Genomic DNA, 13,728 nt, shown 5'->3' with positions numbered 1-13,728 from the left:
GCCCCCCGACTACCGGGTTCCCGAGGCACGATAGCGATTGCGGGCCAACAGCGTCAGCTTGAGGTCGTGGATGATCGGGTCCAGCAGCTGCTTGCGGTGCTCGCCGTCACCGACGGCGCGTGCTCCGATGTACATGAAGGTCAGCGCGGCCAGGAACATCGTCATCTGTATCAAGGCATCAGGCACCGGGACGGTCATTCCGAGAAAGCGGCCGTCGCTGCGTGCATTGTGGGTCCACGCTGCCAGCAGTTCGGGGCTCAAGACGATGAGTCCCAACACGAAAAAGATGCTCGCAGTCACCACGGCGACCATCGCGATCTGGACGAGTTGTGTTGTCGCCAAGACAAACTCGACGTTGACCTTCTCGCCGAAAGTGAGCGGGTCGGCCTCTTTCGGCTCTTCCATGACAGCGAAGGGGGTGCCCTCGAGTCCCTCGGCGTGCTTGGCCGACGCCGTGGCGGCCTCCAGCGACGGCCTGGCCTTGTCCATCGTGCCGGAGATCACGAACACGGCGGCGATCAGGACGAGGAACGCGATCGCAGACCACAGCCGGGCGCGGCTGATCGTCGCGGACATGATCCACACGTAGGTGTTGAAGAACACCAATACGGTCAATAGCACCACCGGCAATGCCCGCATCATGAGCGCGCCCGTGATCTTGAGTTGTGACAGCGTCAGTTTCAGTGCCCAGCCGAGAACCGAGCCGATGCCCAGCACGGTGAGTACCAATATCGTCGCGATCACGATGGCGGTCACGATGACGAGCCTCATCTTCGCCTCGATCGCCGGCGAAGCCAGGGCGACCGCCACCGACACCGTCGACACGATCGCCTGGGATCGGTTGGACTGCATTCGCGCAACGATCCAGCCGACCAGCGAGACCAACGGAAGCGTCAACGCGAGGATGGTCAGAACGACCCACTCGACCGCGGTCGTGTCCACACTGTCGATGTTGATGGTCGGCCGTCCGGTCAGGAGATCGATCACCAGGAAGCAGAGTTCCAGTGTGGCGAACGCGGCCAGCGCGGGTGCCGAGCGTGGCCAGATCGCGCGCAGACGCGCCCGGCGCGTGATCACCGAGGGCAGTCCGCGGTCCAGAAACCAGCGTTCGGCGGCGCGCCGCGCAGCGATGGTCGAGTCCATGGCGAACTCACCTTATGTTGCGCAGGCCCCCTGGGCGGGCGGTCGGAGCCGACGCGTCGCCTAGGCTGAACCAATGCAACGGATTATCGGGACCGAGGTCGAGTACGGCATCTCCTCGCCGTCCGACCCGACCGCGAATCCGATTCTCACGTCCACGCAGGCCGTGCTCGCGTACGCCGCGGCCGCGGGGATTCAGCGCGCCAAGCGCACCCGGTGGGACTACGAGGTGGAGTCACCGCTGCGCGACGCCCGCGGTTTCGACCTGTCAAGGTCAGCAGGGCCGCCACCGATCGTCGACGCCGACGAGGTCGGGGCGGCAAACATGATCCTGACCAACGGTGCGCGGCTGTACGTCGACCACGCGCACCCCGAGTACTCGGCCCCTGAGTGCACCGACGCGTTGGACGCCGTCGTCTGGGACAAGGCCGGCGAGCGGGTGATGGAAGCCGCCGCCCGCCATGTCGCAAGCGTGCCGGGCGCCGCCAAATTGCAGCTCTACAAGAACAACGTCGACGGCAAGGGCGCGTCCTACGGTTCGCACGAGAACTACCTGATGTCGCGCCAGACCCCGTTCTCGGCCGTGATCGCCGGGCTGACACCGTTTTTGGTGTCCAGGCAGGTGATCGTCGGGTCGGGCCGCGTCGGGATCGGGCCCGCCGGCGACGAGCCTGGGTTCCAGCTGTCACAGCGCGCGGACTACATCGAGGTCGAGGTCGGGCTGGAGACCACCCTCAAGCGCGGCATCATCAACACGCGCGACGAGCCGCACGCCGATGCCGACAAGTACCGCAGGCTGCACGTGATCATCGGCGACGCAAACCTGGCCGAGACGTCGACGTACCTCAAACTGGGCACGACCGCGCTGGTCCTGGACGTCATCGAAGAGGGCCCCCAACACGGGCTGGACCTGTCTGACCTGGCCCTGGCGCGGCCTGTGCACGCGGTGCATGTGCTCAGCCGCGATCCCAGCCTGAGGGCCACTGTGGCGCTGGCCGACGGCCGCGAGCTCACCGGACTCGCGCTGCAGCGCATCTACCTGGACCGGGTGGCGAAGCTGGTGGACGGCCGCGACCACGATGCACGGGCCGCCGACATCGTGGAGACCTGGGCAAACGTGCTGGACCTGCTCGAACGCGATCCGATGGAGTGCGCAGAGATCCTCGACTGGCCCGCCAAGCTTCGGCTGCTCGAGGGGTTCCGGAACCGGGAGAACCTGAGCTGGTCGGCGCCGCGGCTGCACCTGGTTGACCTTCAGTACTCGGACGTCCGGCTGGACAAGGGCCTGTACAACCGGCTGGTGGCCCGCGGCTCGATGAAGCGCCTGGTCAGCGAGCAGCAGGTGCTCGACGCGGTGGAGAAACCACCGACCGATACCCGCGCCTACTTCCGTGGCGAATGCCTGCGACGGTTCGGCGCTGACATCGCGGCTGCGAGCTGGGATTCGGTGATCTTCGACCTGGGCGGCGACTCCCTCGTGCGCATCCCCACGCTGGAGCCGCTGCGCGGCAGCAAGGCCCATGTGGGGGCTCTTCTGGAGTCGGCGGCGACAGCCGCAGAGCTAGTGGACCAGCTCACGGCCACGTGATCAGCCCGGCAATTCGGGCGCGCAACGGTAGGGTAGAAGAACCGGCGGCCCAGACACAGGCCGCCGATGAACGAAGCAGGAGGCAGCGATGGCTCAGGAGCAGACCAAGCGTGGCGGTGGCGGCGGCGAAGACGACGACCTCACCGGCAACGCGGCGGCCGGGCAGGAGCGTCGCGAGAAGCTGACCGAGGACACCGACGACCTGTTGGACGAAATCGACGACGTGCTCGAAGAGAACGCAGAAGACTTCGTGCGCGCGTACGTCCAAAAGGGCGGACAGTGAGCTGGCCGCATCGCGAACAGTTCTCTATTCCCAATCTGAGTTCTCCAGCCTCATCCGTGCCAATGGACTTGTCGTCCTTTTCTGATCATCTGCGCCGGCAGGCGCCCGAGCTGTTGCCGGTCAGTGGATCCGGTTCTGGTCCAGTCGGTGCCCAACTGGCGCATGGCACGACGATCGTTGCGCTGAGCTTTCCGGGCGGTGCCATCATCGCCGGTGATCGGCGGGCCACCCAGGGCAACATGATCGCCAGCCGCGACGTGAAGAAGGTGTACATCACCGACGACTACACGGCGACAGGGATCGCGGGCACCGCGGCAATCGCCGTGGAGTTCGCCCGGTTGTACGCAGTCGAACTCGAGCACTACGAAAAGCTGGAAGGGGTGCCGCTGACGTTCGCCGGCAAGGTCAACCGGTTGGCGATCATGGTGCGCGGCAATCTCGCTGCGGCGTTGCAGGGCCTCGTGGCGCTACCTCTTCTTGTCGGCTTCGACATCGACGACCCCAACCCGCAATCCGCCGGCCGCATCGTGTCGTTCGACGCGGCGGGCGGCTGGAACATCGAAGAAGAGGGCTACCAGTCGGTGGGCTCGGGCTCGGTGTTCGCGCGCTCGTCGATCAAGAAGCTCTACTCCCAAGTCGTCGACGCGGACTCGGCACTACGGGTCGCCGTCGAAAGTCTCTACGACGCAGCCGATGACGACTCCGCCACCGGTGGCCCCGACCTCGTCCGCGGGATCTATCCGACCGCGGTGACGATCACCTCCGACGGTGCCGTCGAGATTCCGGAAGAGCGCATCGCGGAGCTGGCTCGCGAGGTCATCGAAAACCGTGCGCGGACAGTAATTTCGCATTCAGATTTCACCGAGTCGACTGACGCCCGGGGTGGGCCATGACCTTCCCGTATTTCATCTCGCCGGAACAGGCGATGCGCGAGCGTTCAGAGCTCGCGCGCAAAGGGATTGCCAGAGGCCGCAGCGTGGTGGCGCTCGGCTATGCCGAGGGCGTGTTGTTCGTCGCGGAGAACCCGTCGAGGTCGTTGCAGAAAGTCAGTGAACTCTACGACCGCGTCGGGTTCGCCGCCGTGGGCCGGTTCAACGAGTTCGACAACTTGCGCCGCGGCGGCATCCAGTTCGCCGACACCCGCGGATATGCGTACGACCGTCGCGACGTCACCGGCCGCCAGCTGGCCAACGTGTACGCCCAGACGCTTGGCACCATCTTCACCGAGCAGGCCAAGCCGTACGAGGTCGAGCTGTGCGTGGCCGAGGTCGGGCACTTTGGCCATCCGAAAGCACCTGAGCTGTACCGGATCACATACGACGGCTCGATCAACGACGAGCCTCACTATGTGGTGATGGGCGGCACGACAGATCCGATCATCGCTGCGATGAAGGACTCCTACCGCGAGAACGCAACGCTGGGCGAGGCCGTCGGTATCGCGGTCAAGGCGCTGGAGGCCGGCGTCAGCAGCAACGGCTCGGGCTCGTCTGCGGGTTCCTCTGAAACCAGGACGCTGGGGGTCTCGACGCTCGAGGTGGCCATCCTCGATCAGAACCGACCGCGGCGGGCGTTCCGTCGCATCACCGGGTCGGCGCTCGAATCGCTTCTGCCGCAACCGGATTGACAGCCGAAGAGGTCACAGCGGAACCGCCGCCGCTGTCGAAGCCCCGCGTCATGCGCAATGATTGGCTCGATGTCACCTTTGTGCACTGGGCGGTCGAACCGTCGCGGGTCAGCGGCTTTTGCCCGCCGGGCACTCGGCCGGACACTTTCGACGGCCGCACCTATGTGGGCCTCGTGGCGTTCGAGATGGCCAATGTTGGCCTGCCGCACGGGCCGTCGTTGCTCGGTCGATTCCTGGAAACGAATGTGCGGTTGTATTCCATCGACGACACCGGCCGCCGCGGCGTCGTGTTCCTGAGCCTGGACACCAATCGCTTCGCGATGCTCGCCGGCGGCAGGACGACGGTCGGGGTCCCGTATCGCTGGGCGAAGATGACGCATCGCGTGACGAGCGGTCGCCACACGTACACCTCAGCTCTTCGTTGGCCCAAGGTGACGGCGGCAAGCCGCCTGGACGTACGGGTCGGTGACGAGGCCGTGGATGGCGCGCTGGAACGATTTCTGACCGCGCGGTGGGGATTGCACACCCAACGGCTGTACCGCACCTGGTATCTCCCCAACGCGCATCGGCCATGGCCGTTGTCCGGGGCAGAACTGGTCGGCTACGAAGACACCGGGCTGCTGGCCTCAGTCGGCCTGAAAGAGCTGGCGGGGCGTGCTCCCGACCACGTCATGTTCAGCAGGGGCGTGCGGACCTGGTTCGGGTTGCCGGTGCCGGTGACCACCGCGCGCAATGTCAGCCGGTAAGCAGTCGCCACCACGGCGCCATGCTGTGCGGGTGGGTCTCGACCGCGAACGGCTTATTCGTCATGACCCCGAGGAGATTTCGCCATGCGTCGGACGGCTCGTTGATCACATCCTTGTGTGAACCGAAACCGGCAACGGGCCGGCCGTCGTCGTAATCGCCTGTGGCAAGCTGGATGACGCCCGGCATCGTGTCCGGGTCCGCGCCGTGCGGGTTGAGCGGGAACCCTTGCACCGGTTCGATCCAGTCGCCGGGAGCCGTCATCGAGAAACGCATCACATGCGTGTTGCGGTTGTGCCAGTCGTCCAGGTCGTCGACCCCGACGCCCGCGCCGGCGGCCTCCACATACACGGTGCGGTCGGCGGTGAGGCCGATGGATTCCGCAGTCCCCAGAATCGATCCACCGTATGAGTGCCCGACGTAGGTGACGCCGATGTCGCGGCCAGTGGCGTCGACTACCCGGTTCACGTCCTCGCTGAACGCCACCAGGCGCGGAGCCATGTCAGTCGCGTAGTGGGTGTCTATCGCGTCGTCGATGCCGTCCGGGAATCCGCCCTGCGGAAACGGACCGCCGATGTAGGTGATCATCGCGAGGTCGCCGCCCGCGGCACGGACGAACCGCGTTGCGGTCTCCGTGTCGGCGGCCGAGCCTTCGATCGTCGTGTTCATTCCTGGCACGAGGACGCCGACGTTCTTCGCGGTGCCGAGGTCGCCGACCAGTTCGATCAGTGACGAGCGGCTGGGATCGAAAGCCAGGATGTTGCGGTCCACCCGGGCCGGCCTGCCGGTGGGATCGTCCACTTCGCCGAGAAGTCCTTGGTAGACCGCGATTCGGTTGGTGATCCTGTCACGCTCGGCCGGGTCCTGGGTTCGCTCGAGGTCGCGGCGCTGGTCGAGGATGGCCTGCTCGATGTTGATGCGGTTGGCGGCGATCCGCATGTCCCACGGCACCCCGTCGGTGTTGCCGACCTGTCGAGGGAACTCCTCGATCAACTGGCGGCGCTGTTCGGGTGTCATCGCCGCGATCTGCGCGCCGATGTCGTGCTGACTCATCGTCGGCCATTTCGCGACAGGGTCGCCCAAATCGACCTTCGTGGTCGTCGCCGGTGTCGTGACGTCGTGGAATGCTTCCTCGATGTCGCGTGCGGCATCGTCGTCGGCGGCGCCCAAGGTCTGCAGGAGGCCCGCGATCTTTTCAGTGAGTTCCGTTGCGTTCGCGTCCATCAAGCGTTTCGCGAGATCGATGTCGTTGTTGCACATCGTGAGCACGTAGGACGGGGGCGCCTGCGGTGGTGTCACCGTCCCGTCGTCGGCGACCACGAATCCCAAAAATTGCGCTGACTCAACCTCCCTGAGCACGTCGTCGCGTGCGGCCGCGACCTGACCGGCGCCGTCGCGGGCCGCCACGGCCGCTGCAACCATCGCGCGAGCAAGCTTGCCGGCCTCGCCACCGAGGCTGGCGGCCTTCTCGCGCGCGGCTTTCGCCGCGTCGCCCACCCAGAAATCCTGCGTGCGCTGCACGCCCTGCACCACGACATCGAACTCGCGCCGCACGTCGGTGGCGGCACCATCCCATGTGTCGGCTGCCTGTCGCAGCGAATCCGGTTGCCACGATCGGGCCTGTGAAATCGTCGGTTTCCCCCCCATGCCTCATGCTGGCATTTCGGCACGATGTGCCGCTGAAGTTATCCACAGCAGGAGTTGCAGCCACCGCAGCTCCGTTCGCCGTGAGACGGCGTCACCCGAAGCGACGGAGAAGATCCTCTGAAATCTCTTGCGGCACCAGTTCAACCGGGATCGTCACGGTCGAGGGCGGCGGGCTCACCGTGCGTAGTTCAGTCCGCCTCACGTGCTTATCCTCTGACTCGTCGAGGAGACCACAACATGAATCGCGTTCGACGATTGATCGGGTTGAGCGTGCTGGTGTGGTCGATTCTGCTGACGGGCTGCGGCGGGAACCAGACGAAGGACACAGCATCGTCGACGAGCAGCAGTACGACGACAACCCCGACGGGCTCGTCGGAGCCCGCCTCGCTGCAGGTCAGCAAGGATCGCGAATTCTCGGAGTCGACAACGACTTTCGGGAGGCGCGACACGGTGTACATCAAGCTCACGCAGGAACCTGCCGTCGGTTTAGGTGATGGTGTGTTCGTCTGGCGCGGAAATACGACCGGACCGCAGAATCCTGACCTTCAAACCCGTCAAACGGTGGTAGATCCGGTACCGCCCGAGACGCACCGGTCGATATACCAGCTCAGCGTTCCGTCCGGTTGGGAGCCCGGGACCTATTTGGTCGATGTGCGGGTGCACGGTCAAACCGCGGCGAGCGTCGAGTTCACCGTCGAGTGACCGCTTGTCCCCTGACACGGGGACGGGTTGCACGCCGGTGTGCCGTGGCAACCAGTACGCTCGATGACGTGCAGCGGCGGATCATGGGCATCGAGACCGAATTCGGTGTCACCTGCACGTTCCACGGTCACCGCCGGCTCTCGCCCGACGAGGTCGCGCGCTATCTGTTCCGCCGGGTCGTGTCGTGGGGCCGCAGCAGCAACGTCTTCCTGAGAAACGGGGCGCGCCTGTACCTCGATGTCGGCAGCCACCCCGAGTACGCCACCGCCGAGTGCGACAGCTTGATCCAGCTCGTCACGCACGACCGCGCCGGTGAGCGCGTGCTTGAAGACCTGCTGATCGACGCCGAGCAGCGGCTCTCCGACGAGGGCATCGGCGGCGACATCTACCTGTTCAAGAACAACACCGACTCCGCAGGCAACTCGTATGGCTGCCACGAGAACTATCTGATCGTGCGGGCCGGGGAGTTCTCTCGTATCTCCGACGTGCTGCTGCCGTTCCTCGTGACGCGACAGCTGATCTGCGGTGCCGGCAAGGTGCTCCAGACCCCGAAGGCGGCGACGTTCTGCCTCTCCCAGCGCGCCGAGCACATCTGGGAGGGTGTGTCGTCGGCGACCACCCGCAGCAGGCCCATCATCAACACCCGCGACGAGCCGCACGCCGACGCGGAGAAGTACCGCCGGCTGCACGTCATCGTCGGCGACTCGAACATGTCCGAGACCACGACGATGCTCAAGGTCGGCACCGCCGCACTCGTGCTGGAGATGATCGAGTCGGGTGTCGCGTTCCGTGACTTCTCGCTCGACAACCCGATCCGCGCGATCCGCGAGGTCAGCCACGACCTCACCGGCCGGCGTCCAGTACGGCTCGCCGGCGGTCGCCAGGCCAGTGCGCTGGACATCCAGCGCGAGTACCACGCGCGCGCCGTCGAGCACCTACAGACACGCGAACCGAACGCGCAGATCGAGCAGGTCGTGGACCTGTGGGGGCGCCAGCTCGACGCGGTGGAAAGCCAGGACTACGCGAAGGTCGACACCGAGATCGACTGGGTGATCAAGCGCAAGCTGTTCCAGCGCTACCAGGACCGGTTCGGTCTCGATCTGTCGGATCCCAAGATCGCCCAGCTCGACCTTGCATACCACGACATCAAGCGCGGCCGCGGAGTGTTCGACCTGCTGCAGCGCAAGGGACTGGCTGCGCGCCTTACCACCGACGAAGAGATCGAAGAGGCCGTCGACACGCCGCCGCAGACCACGCGGGCCAAGCTGCGCGGCGAGTTCATCAGCGCGGCCCAGGAGGCGGGGCGCGACTTCACCGTCGACTGGGTGCACCTCAAGCTGAACGACCAGGCGCAACGGACGGTGTTGTGCAAAGACCCGTTCCGGTCCGTCGACGAGCGGGTCAAGCGGCTGATCGCCAGCATGTGAGGACCGCTTAGGCTTCTCCAGTGGCGACTTCCAAAGTCGAGCGGTTGATGAACCTCGTCATCGCCTTACTGTCCACCCGGACCTACCTCACCGCCGAACGGATTCGCGCGACCGTGCTCGGCTACGCCGACTGCCCGACAGACGAGGCGTTCAGCCGGATGTTCGAGCGGGACAAGAACGAGCTGCGTGATCTCGGTATCCCGCTGGAGACCGGCCGAGTGTCCCGGCTTGATCCCGCTGAGGGTTACCGCATCAAGCGCGATGCGTACGCGCTGCCCGACATCGCGCTCACTGCGGACGAGGCCGCAGCCGTCGCCGTCGCGGTGCAGCTGTGGCAGTCACCGGAGCTGATCACGGCCACCCAGGGCGCCGTGCTGAAGCTGCGCGCCGCAGGAGTGGATGTCGACATTCCCGACACGAACGTGTCGATCGCCTCGGCGTCGGCATTGCCGGGCATCCGCGGGTCGGAATCCGTGCTCCCAATTCTGTTGAGCGCCATTGACGCTGGACAGGCCGTGCAGTTCCAGCATCGATCGTCGAGGGTGGATCCGTACACCACCCGCACCGTTGAGCCGTGGGGCGTGGTGACCGACAAGGGCCGCTGGTACCTGGTCGGGAAAGACCGCGACCGCGACGCGGTTCGGACGTTCCGGTTGTCGCGCATCGGCGCGGAGGTCGACGCGGTCGGCCCGCCCGGAGTGGTCACGAAGCCCGACGACGTCGACCTCCGCGAGATCGTCGCGAAGGTGGTCGGCGAGGCGCCGACCGGTGTGCAGGCCTTGGTGTGGGTGGCCGCCGACCGCGCGACGGCGCTTCGGCGTGCCGGTGTCGTTGGCCCCACGCGGGACCTGGGTGGCCGCCCCGGCGACGTCGTCGCGATCGACATCGGCTCACTGGATCGGCTGGCCCGCGAGATCGCCGGATACGGTGCCGATGCGGTTGTGCTGGAACCGGAGTTGTTGCGTGACGAAGTGATCGTGCGGCTGCGGGCGCAGGCGGAACCGGCATGAACGCACTCAGCACGAGGCTGGTTCGGCTGCTGAACATGGTGCCGTATTTCCAGGCCAACCCCGGAATCAGCGCCGCGGATGCCGCAGGCGACCTCGGCGTGACCACCAAGCAGCTGATGACGGACCTCAACCAGCTGTGGATGTGCGGGCTGCCGGGATACGGGCCCGGCGACCTCATCGACCTGTCCTTCTCCGAGGAGAGCATCGAGGTGACGTTCTCGGCGGGAATGGACCGCCCGCTGCGGCTGACGTCCCCGGAAGCGACCGCCGTGCTCGTCGCGCTGCGCGCGCTTCAGGAGGTCCCGGGAATGGTCGACCCGCAGGCGGCCCGCAGCGCGATCGCGAAGATCGAGTCCGCCGCAGGCGGGGACCTGGGCGGCCCCGGCGACCGGACCGCCGAGGAAAGTCCCGCCGCCGCCGCTGTGCGCGAGGCGCTGCGTAAGCATCGGGCGCTGGCGATCGAGTACTACTCGGCCTCGCGCGACACCTCGTCGCACCGCGTCGTGGATCCGATCCGGATCGTGTTCGTCGGCGACCAGAGCTACCTGGAGGCGTGGTGCCGCACCGCCGAGGGCGTCCGGCTGTTCCGGTTCGACCGCATCGACGCCGCCGACGTCCTCGACGAGCCGGCCACGCCGCCCCCGCCCGCGGTGCAGGCCGGACCGGACACGTCGTTGTTCGACGCCGACCCTTCGCTGCCGTCGGCCACTCTGCAGGTCGCGCCGACCGCCACCTGGATGTTCGACTACTTCCCGATGCGACTGGTGCGCGAACTGCCCGACGGCTCATGCGTAGCTGAGATGACGTACGCGTCGGAGGAGTGGATGGCGCGCTTGGTTCTGGGTTTCGGTGCCGCGGTGCGTGTGCTTGAACCGGAGTCGCTGGCGCAACGCGTCACGAGCAACGCGGCGGCCGCGTTGGAGGCCTACGAGAACTCCCAGGCATGAGTAACCCGGGGTCATATCCCTACTGGGGTAGCATCGAACTGACGTCTGGAGGCAAATCATGTGGACAAACGGCTTTGGCTGGCCGCACTTGCTGATCCTTGTTGCGGTTCTGGTGTTGCTTTTCGGTGCCAAGAAGCTGCCCGACGCCGCGCGTTCTCTCGGGAAGTCGATGCGGATCTTCAAGTCCGAGATCAAAGAACTGAACAAGGACGGCAATTCGGACGAACAGCCGAAGGTCACGCCCGTGCAGTCCGAGCGTGTCGAAACGCCGGCCCCCGAGCAGAATCACACCGACGCCCGGCCGGCTTGACGCGCGTCGCGCCGACGGCACCACTTGCCGCGCACCGCGGCCCCACCTGACTCCCGCCTGTGAAGACTCCCGGTTTTGTGCGCAGGCTTGACCCGCGCCGTCGTCGTAGTCGGGTCAATCCCGACGGGACGATGTCTCTCGTCGACCACATCCGCGAGCTGCGGACCCGATTGCTGATCTCGGTCGCGGCGGTCTCGATCACCACGATCTTCGGGTTCATCTGGTACAGCCACGGCTTCTTCGGCGTCGAGAGTCTCGGCGAGTGGTTGCGCGATCCGTACTGCTCGCTGCCGTCGTCTGCACGCGCCGACATCAGCGCCGACGGCGGTTGCCGTCTCCTGGCAACCGCGCCCTTCGACCAGTTCATGTTGCGACTCAAGGTCGGGCTCACCGCGGGCATCGTGTTGGCCTGCCCCGTATGGCTGCACCAGTTGTGGGCGTTCATCACGCCGGGCCTCTACAAGAACGAACGCCGGTTTGCGGTGGCGTTCGTGGTCTGCGCCGCAGTGCTTTTCGTTGCCGGGGCGGTGCTGGCGTACGTCGTGCTGGCCAAGGCGCTCCATTTCCTGCTGACGGTGGGTAGCGACGTTCAGGTGACGGCGCTGTCAGGTGACCGCTATTTCGGTTTTCTGATCAATCTTCTGCTGGTGTTTGGTGTCGGCTTCGAGTTCCCGCTGCTGATCATCATGCTGAACCTCATCGGTGTGCTGACGTACGCGCGCCTGCGGGCGTGGCGGCGCGGGTTGATCTTCGGCGTGTTCGTGTTCGCCGCGTTCGCGACGCCGGGTTCCGATCCGTTCTCGATGCTCACGCTGGGGCTCGCGCTGACCGTGCTGCTGGAGTTCGCGATTCAGGTCGCGCGGCTTCATGACAAACGCAAGGCCAAGCGGGAGACCGCCGCAGGCTTGGCAGTGGCCGACGACGAAGCAGCGCCTATCGAGCCGCCCTCGCCAGTGTCGTCGCATGACCAGTAGCGAGCTGGCGAAGTTTTCAGCGGTTCTGCCATTTACGCTCGATCCGTTTCAGGTTCAGGCATGTTCGGCGCTGGAGAACGGCCATGGCGTGCTGGTGTGCGCGCCGACCGGTGCGGGAAAGACGGTGGTGGGGGAGTTCGCCGTTCATCTTGCCCTCGAATCCGGAGGCAAATGCTTCTACACCACACCGATCAAGGCACTGAGCAACCAGAAGCACGTCGACCTCGTCCACCGGTACACCGCAGAGAAGATCGGTCTGCTCACCGGTGACCAGTCGATCAACGCCGACGCGCCGATCGTGGTGATGACCACCGAGGTCCTGCGCAACATGTTGTACGCCGATTCAGCTGCACTGCAAGGTCTTTCGTATGTCGTGATGGACGAGGTGCACTTCCTTGCCGACCGTATGCGCGGTGCCGTGTGGGAAGAGGTGATCCTGCATCTTGCCGACGAGGTGCGCCTGGTCAGCCTGTCGGCGACCGTGTCCAACGCCGAGGAGTTCGGCGGATGGATTCAAACCGTGCGCGGTGACACCACCGTCGTCGTCGACGAACACCGGCCCGTGCCGTTGTGGCAGCACATGATGGTGGGCAAGCGTCTTTTCGACCTGTTCGACTACGCGGGCAGCGACGGCCCCGACAACGCGGGGCGCGGCGCGCTGGTGAACCCGCAGCTGCTGCAGCACATCGCCAACAGGCGTGAGGCTGACCGGCTGCTCGACACACCGTCGAGGGGGCGCGGCCGCGCGCATCGGCCCCGCCTCTACCGGACACCGTCGCGTCCCGACACGATCTCGGTACTCGACCACAGCGCGCTGCTGCCCGTCATCGTGTTCATTTTCTCGCGCATCGGCTGCGATGCCGCGGTGAATCAGTGCCTGCGATCGTCGCTGCGGCTGACCGATGACGACGAGCGCGCACGGATCGCCGAGGTGATCGACCGGCGCACCGCCGACCTGACCGATTCCGACTTGATCGTGCTTGGCTACCACGAGTGGCGCGACGGGCTGCTGCGCGGAATAGCGGCCCACCACGCAGGGATGCTGCCCATCTTCCGGCATACCGTCGAGGAGCTGTTCACCGCCGGGCTGATCAAGGTCGTGTTCGCCACCGAGACGCTGGCACTGGGAATCAACATGCCTGCCCGCACGGTGCTGCTGGAGCGCCTGGTGAAATTCAACGGCGAGCAGCACCTCCCGCTGACCCCCGGTGAGTACACGCAGCTGACGGGCCGGGCGGGGCGCCGCGGCATCGACATCGAAGGCCACGCAGTGGTGCTGTGGACGCCGGACATCGATCCGGCCGAGGTCGCCGGGCTGGCCTCCACGCGTAC

The 13,728-nt window shown here is 66.0% G+C and carries 14 protein-coding genes; 12 read left to right on the top strand and 2 right to left on the bottom strand.

The window, feature by feature from the left end; genetic code table 11:
- Positions 1-9: 9 nt before the first annotated feature.
- Complete coding sequence (locus QOH60_RS01185; protein WP_526416233.1) at positions 10-1,143, bottom strand: hypothetical protein; 1,134 nt, start codon at positions 1,141-1,143, stop codon at positions 10-12.
- Positions 1,144-1,216: 73 nt separating this feature from the next.
- Between QOH60_RS01185 and dop the strand changes: the two genes are divergently transcribed.
- The 5 genes from dop to QOH60_RS01160 all read left to right on the top strand — a co-directional run bounded on the left by dop (position 1,217) and on the right by QOH60_RS01160 (position 5,381).
- Positions 1,217-2,728 (top strand): depupylase/deamidase Dop, encoded by a 1,512-nt coding sequence (gene dop, locus QOH60_RS01180; protein WP_526416231.1) that lies wholly within the window; start codon positions 1,217-1,219, stop codon positions 2,726-2,728.
- Positions 2,729-2,816: 88 nt separating this feature from the next.
- On the top strand, positions 2,817-3,011 hold the full coding sequence (locus QOH60_RS01175; RefSeq protein ID WP_526416229.1) for a ubiquitin-like protein Pup: 195 nt from the start codon (positions 2,817-2,819) through the stop codon (positions 3,009-3,011).
- A complete protein-coding gene (prcB, locus tag QOH60_RS01170) occupies positions 3,008-3,904 on the top strand; it encodes a proteasome subunit beta (RefSeq protein ID WP_526416226.1) in 897 nt (298 codons plus the stop codon). The genes QOH60_RS01175 and prcB overlap by 4 nt, the downstream gene beginning before the upstream one ends.
- Positions 3,901-4,635, top strand: a complete 735-nt coding sequence (gene prcA, locus QOH60_RS01165; RefSeq protein ID WP_526416224.1) for a proteasome subunit alpha — start codon at positions 3,901-3,903, stop codon at positions 4,633-4,635. The genes prcB and prcA overlap by 4 nt, the downstream gene beginning before the upstream one ends.
- 50 nt (positions 4,636-4,685) lie before the next feature.
- A complete protein-coding gene (locus QOH60_RS01160; RefSeq protein ID WP_526416222.1) occupies positions 4,686-5,381 on the top strand; it encodes a YqjF family protein in 696 nt (231 codons plus the stop codon).
- Here QOH60_RS01160 and QOH60_RS01155 read toward each other — a convergent pair.
- The gene (locus QOH60_RS01155) at positions 5,371-7,026 is read right to left on the bottom strand and encodes an alpha/beta hydrolase (protein WP_526416220.1); all 1,656 of its coding nucleotides are present in this window, start codon (positions 7,024-7,026) and stop codon (positions 5,371-5,373) included. The genes QOH60_RS01160 and QOH60_RS01155 overlap by 11 nt on opposite strands.
- Before the next feature lie 237 nt (positions 7,027-7,263).
- Here QOH60_RS01155 and QOH60_RS01150 point away from each other — a divergent pair, with 237 nt between their 5' ends.
- The 7 genes from QOH60_RS01150 to QOH60_RS01120 form a co-directional block, all read left to right on the top strand.
- Positions 7,264-7,728, top strand: coding sequence for a hypothetical protein (locus tag QOH60_RS01150; RefSeq protein ID WP_526416218.1), 465 nt, complete (start codon positions 7,264-7,266; stop codon positions 7,726-7,728).
- A gap of 68 nt (positions 7,729-7,796) precedes the next feature.
- Positions 7,797-9,155, top strand: a complete 1,359-nt coding sequence (pafA, locus tag QOH60_RS01145; protein WP_526416267.1) for a Pup--protein ligase — start codon at positions 7,797-7,799, stop codon at positions 9,153-9,155.
- Between the two features lie 20 nt (positions 9,156-9,175).
- A complete protein-coding gene (locus QOH60_RS01140; RefSeq protein ID WP_526416216.1) occupies positions 9,176-10,165 on the top strand; it encodes a helix-turn-helix transcriptional regulator in 990 nt (329 codons plus the stop codon).
- Positions 10,162-11,112 carry a helix-turn-helix transcriptional regulator gene (locus QOH60_RS01135; protein ID WP_526416214.1) on the top strand — a complete coding sequence of 317 codons (951 nt, stop codon included), beginning with the start codon at positions 10,162-10,164 and terminating at the stop codon, positions 11,110-11,112. The genes QOH60_RS01140 and QOH60_RS01135 overlap by 4 nt, the downstream gene beginning before the upstream one ends.
- 58 nt (positions 11,113-11,170) lie before the next feature.
- The gene (gene tatA / locus QOH60_RS01130; RefSeq protein ID WP_526416212.1) at positions 11,171-11,422 is read left to right on the top strand and encodes a Sec-independent protein translocase subunit TatA; all 252 of its coding nucleotides are present in this window, start codon (positions 11,171-11,173) and stop codon (positions 11,420-11,422) included.
- A gap of 59 nt (positions 11,423-11,481) precedes the next feature.
- Complete coding sequence (gene tatC, locus QOH60_RS01125) at positions 11,482-12,396, top strand: twin-arginine translocase subunit TatC (protein WP_526416210.1); 915 nt, start codon at positions 11,482-11,484, stop codon at positions 12,394-12,396.
- Positions 12,386-13,728, top strand: a 1,343-nt coding sequence (locus QOH60_RS01120) for a DEAD/DEAH box helicase (protein ID WP_526416208.1), incomplete at its 3' end; no start/stop codon positions are given. The genes tatC and QOH60_RS01120, both read left to right, overlap by 11 nt.

This window comes from Mycobacterium sp. (genome assembly GCF_032159765.1).
GTDB lineage: Bacteria > Actinomycetota > Actinomycetes > Mycobacteriales > Mycobacteriaceae > Mycobacterium.
Note: the sequence above shows the minus strand (reverse complement) of the source record. Positions and strands in the feature narration are given on the sequence as shown.

Excerpts from the sequence above, each read along its gene's own strand:
- QOH60_RS01150 (WP_526416218.1), top strand. The coding sequence starts at position 7,264 with ATGAATCGCGTTCGACGATTGATCGGGTTGAGCGTGCTGGTGTGGTCG.
- QOH60_RS01185 (WP_526416233.1), bottom strand. The coding sequence starts at position 1,143 with ATGGACTCGACCATCGCTGCGCGGCGCGCCGCCGAACGCTGGTTTCTG.
- QOH60_RS01135 (WP_526416214.1), top strand. The coding sequence starts at position 10,162 with ATGAACGCACTCAGCACGAGGCTGGTTCGGCTGCTGAACATGGTGCCG.
- QOH60_RS01160 (WP_526416222.1), top strand. The coding sequence starts at position 4,686 with ATGCGCAATGATTGGCTCGATGTCACCTTTGTGCACTGGGCGGTCGAA.
- tatA (WP_526416212.1), top strand. The coding sequence starts at position 11,171 with ATGTGGACAAACGGCTTTGGCTGGCCGCACTTGCTGATCCTTGTTGCG.
- dop (WP_526416231.1), top strand. The coding sequence starts at position 1,217 with ATGCAACGGATTATCGGGACCGAGGTCGAGTACGGCATCTCCTCGCCG.
- QOH60_RS01175 (WP_526416229.1), top strand. The coding sequence starts at position 2,817 with ATGGCTCAGGAGCAGACCAAGCGTGGCGGTGGCGGCGGCGAAGACGAC.
- prcA (WP_526416224.1), top strand. The coding sequence starts at position 3,901 with ATGACCTTCCCGTATTTCATCTCGCCGGAACAGGCGATGCGCGAGCGT.
- QOH60_RS01155 (WP_526416220.1), bottom strand. The coding sequence starts at position 7,026 with ATGGGGGGGAAACCGACGATTTCACAGGCCCGATCGTGGCAACCGGAT.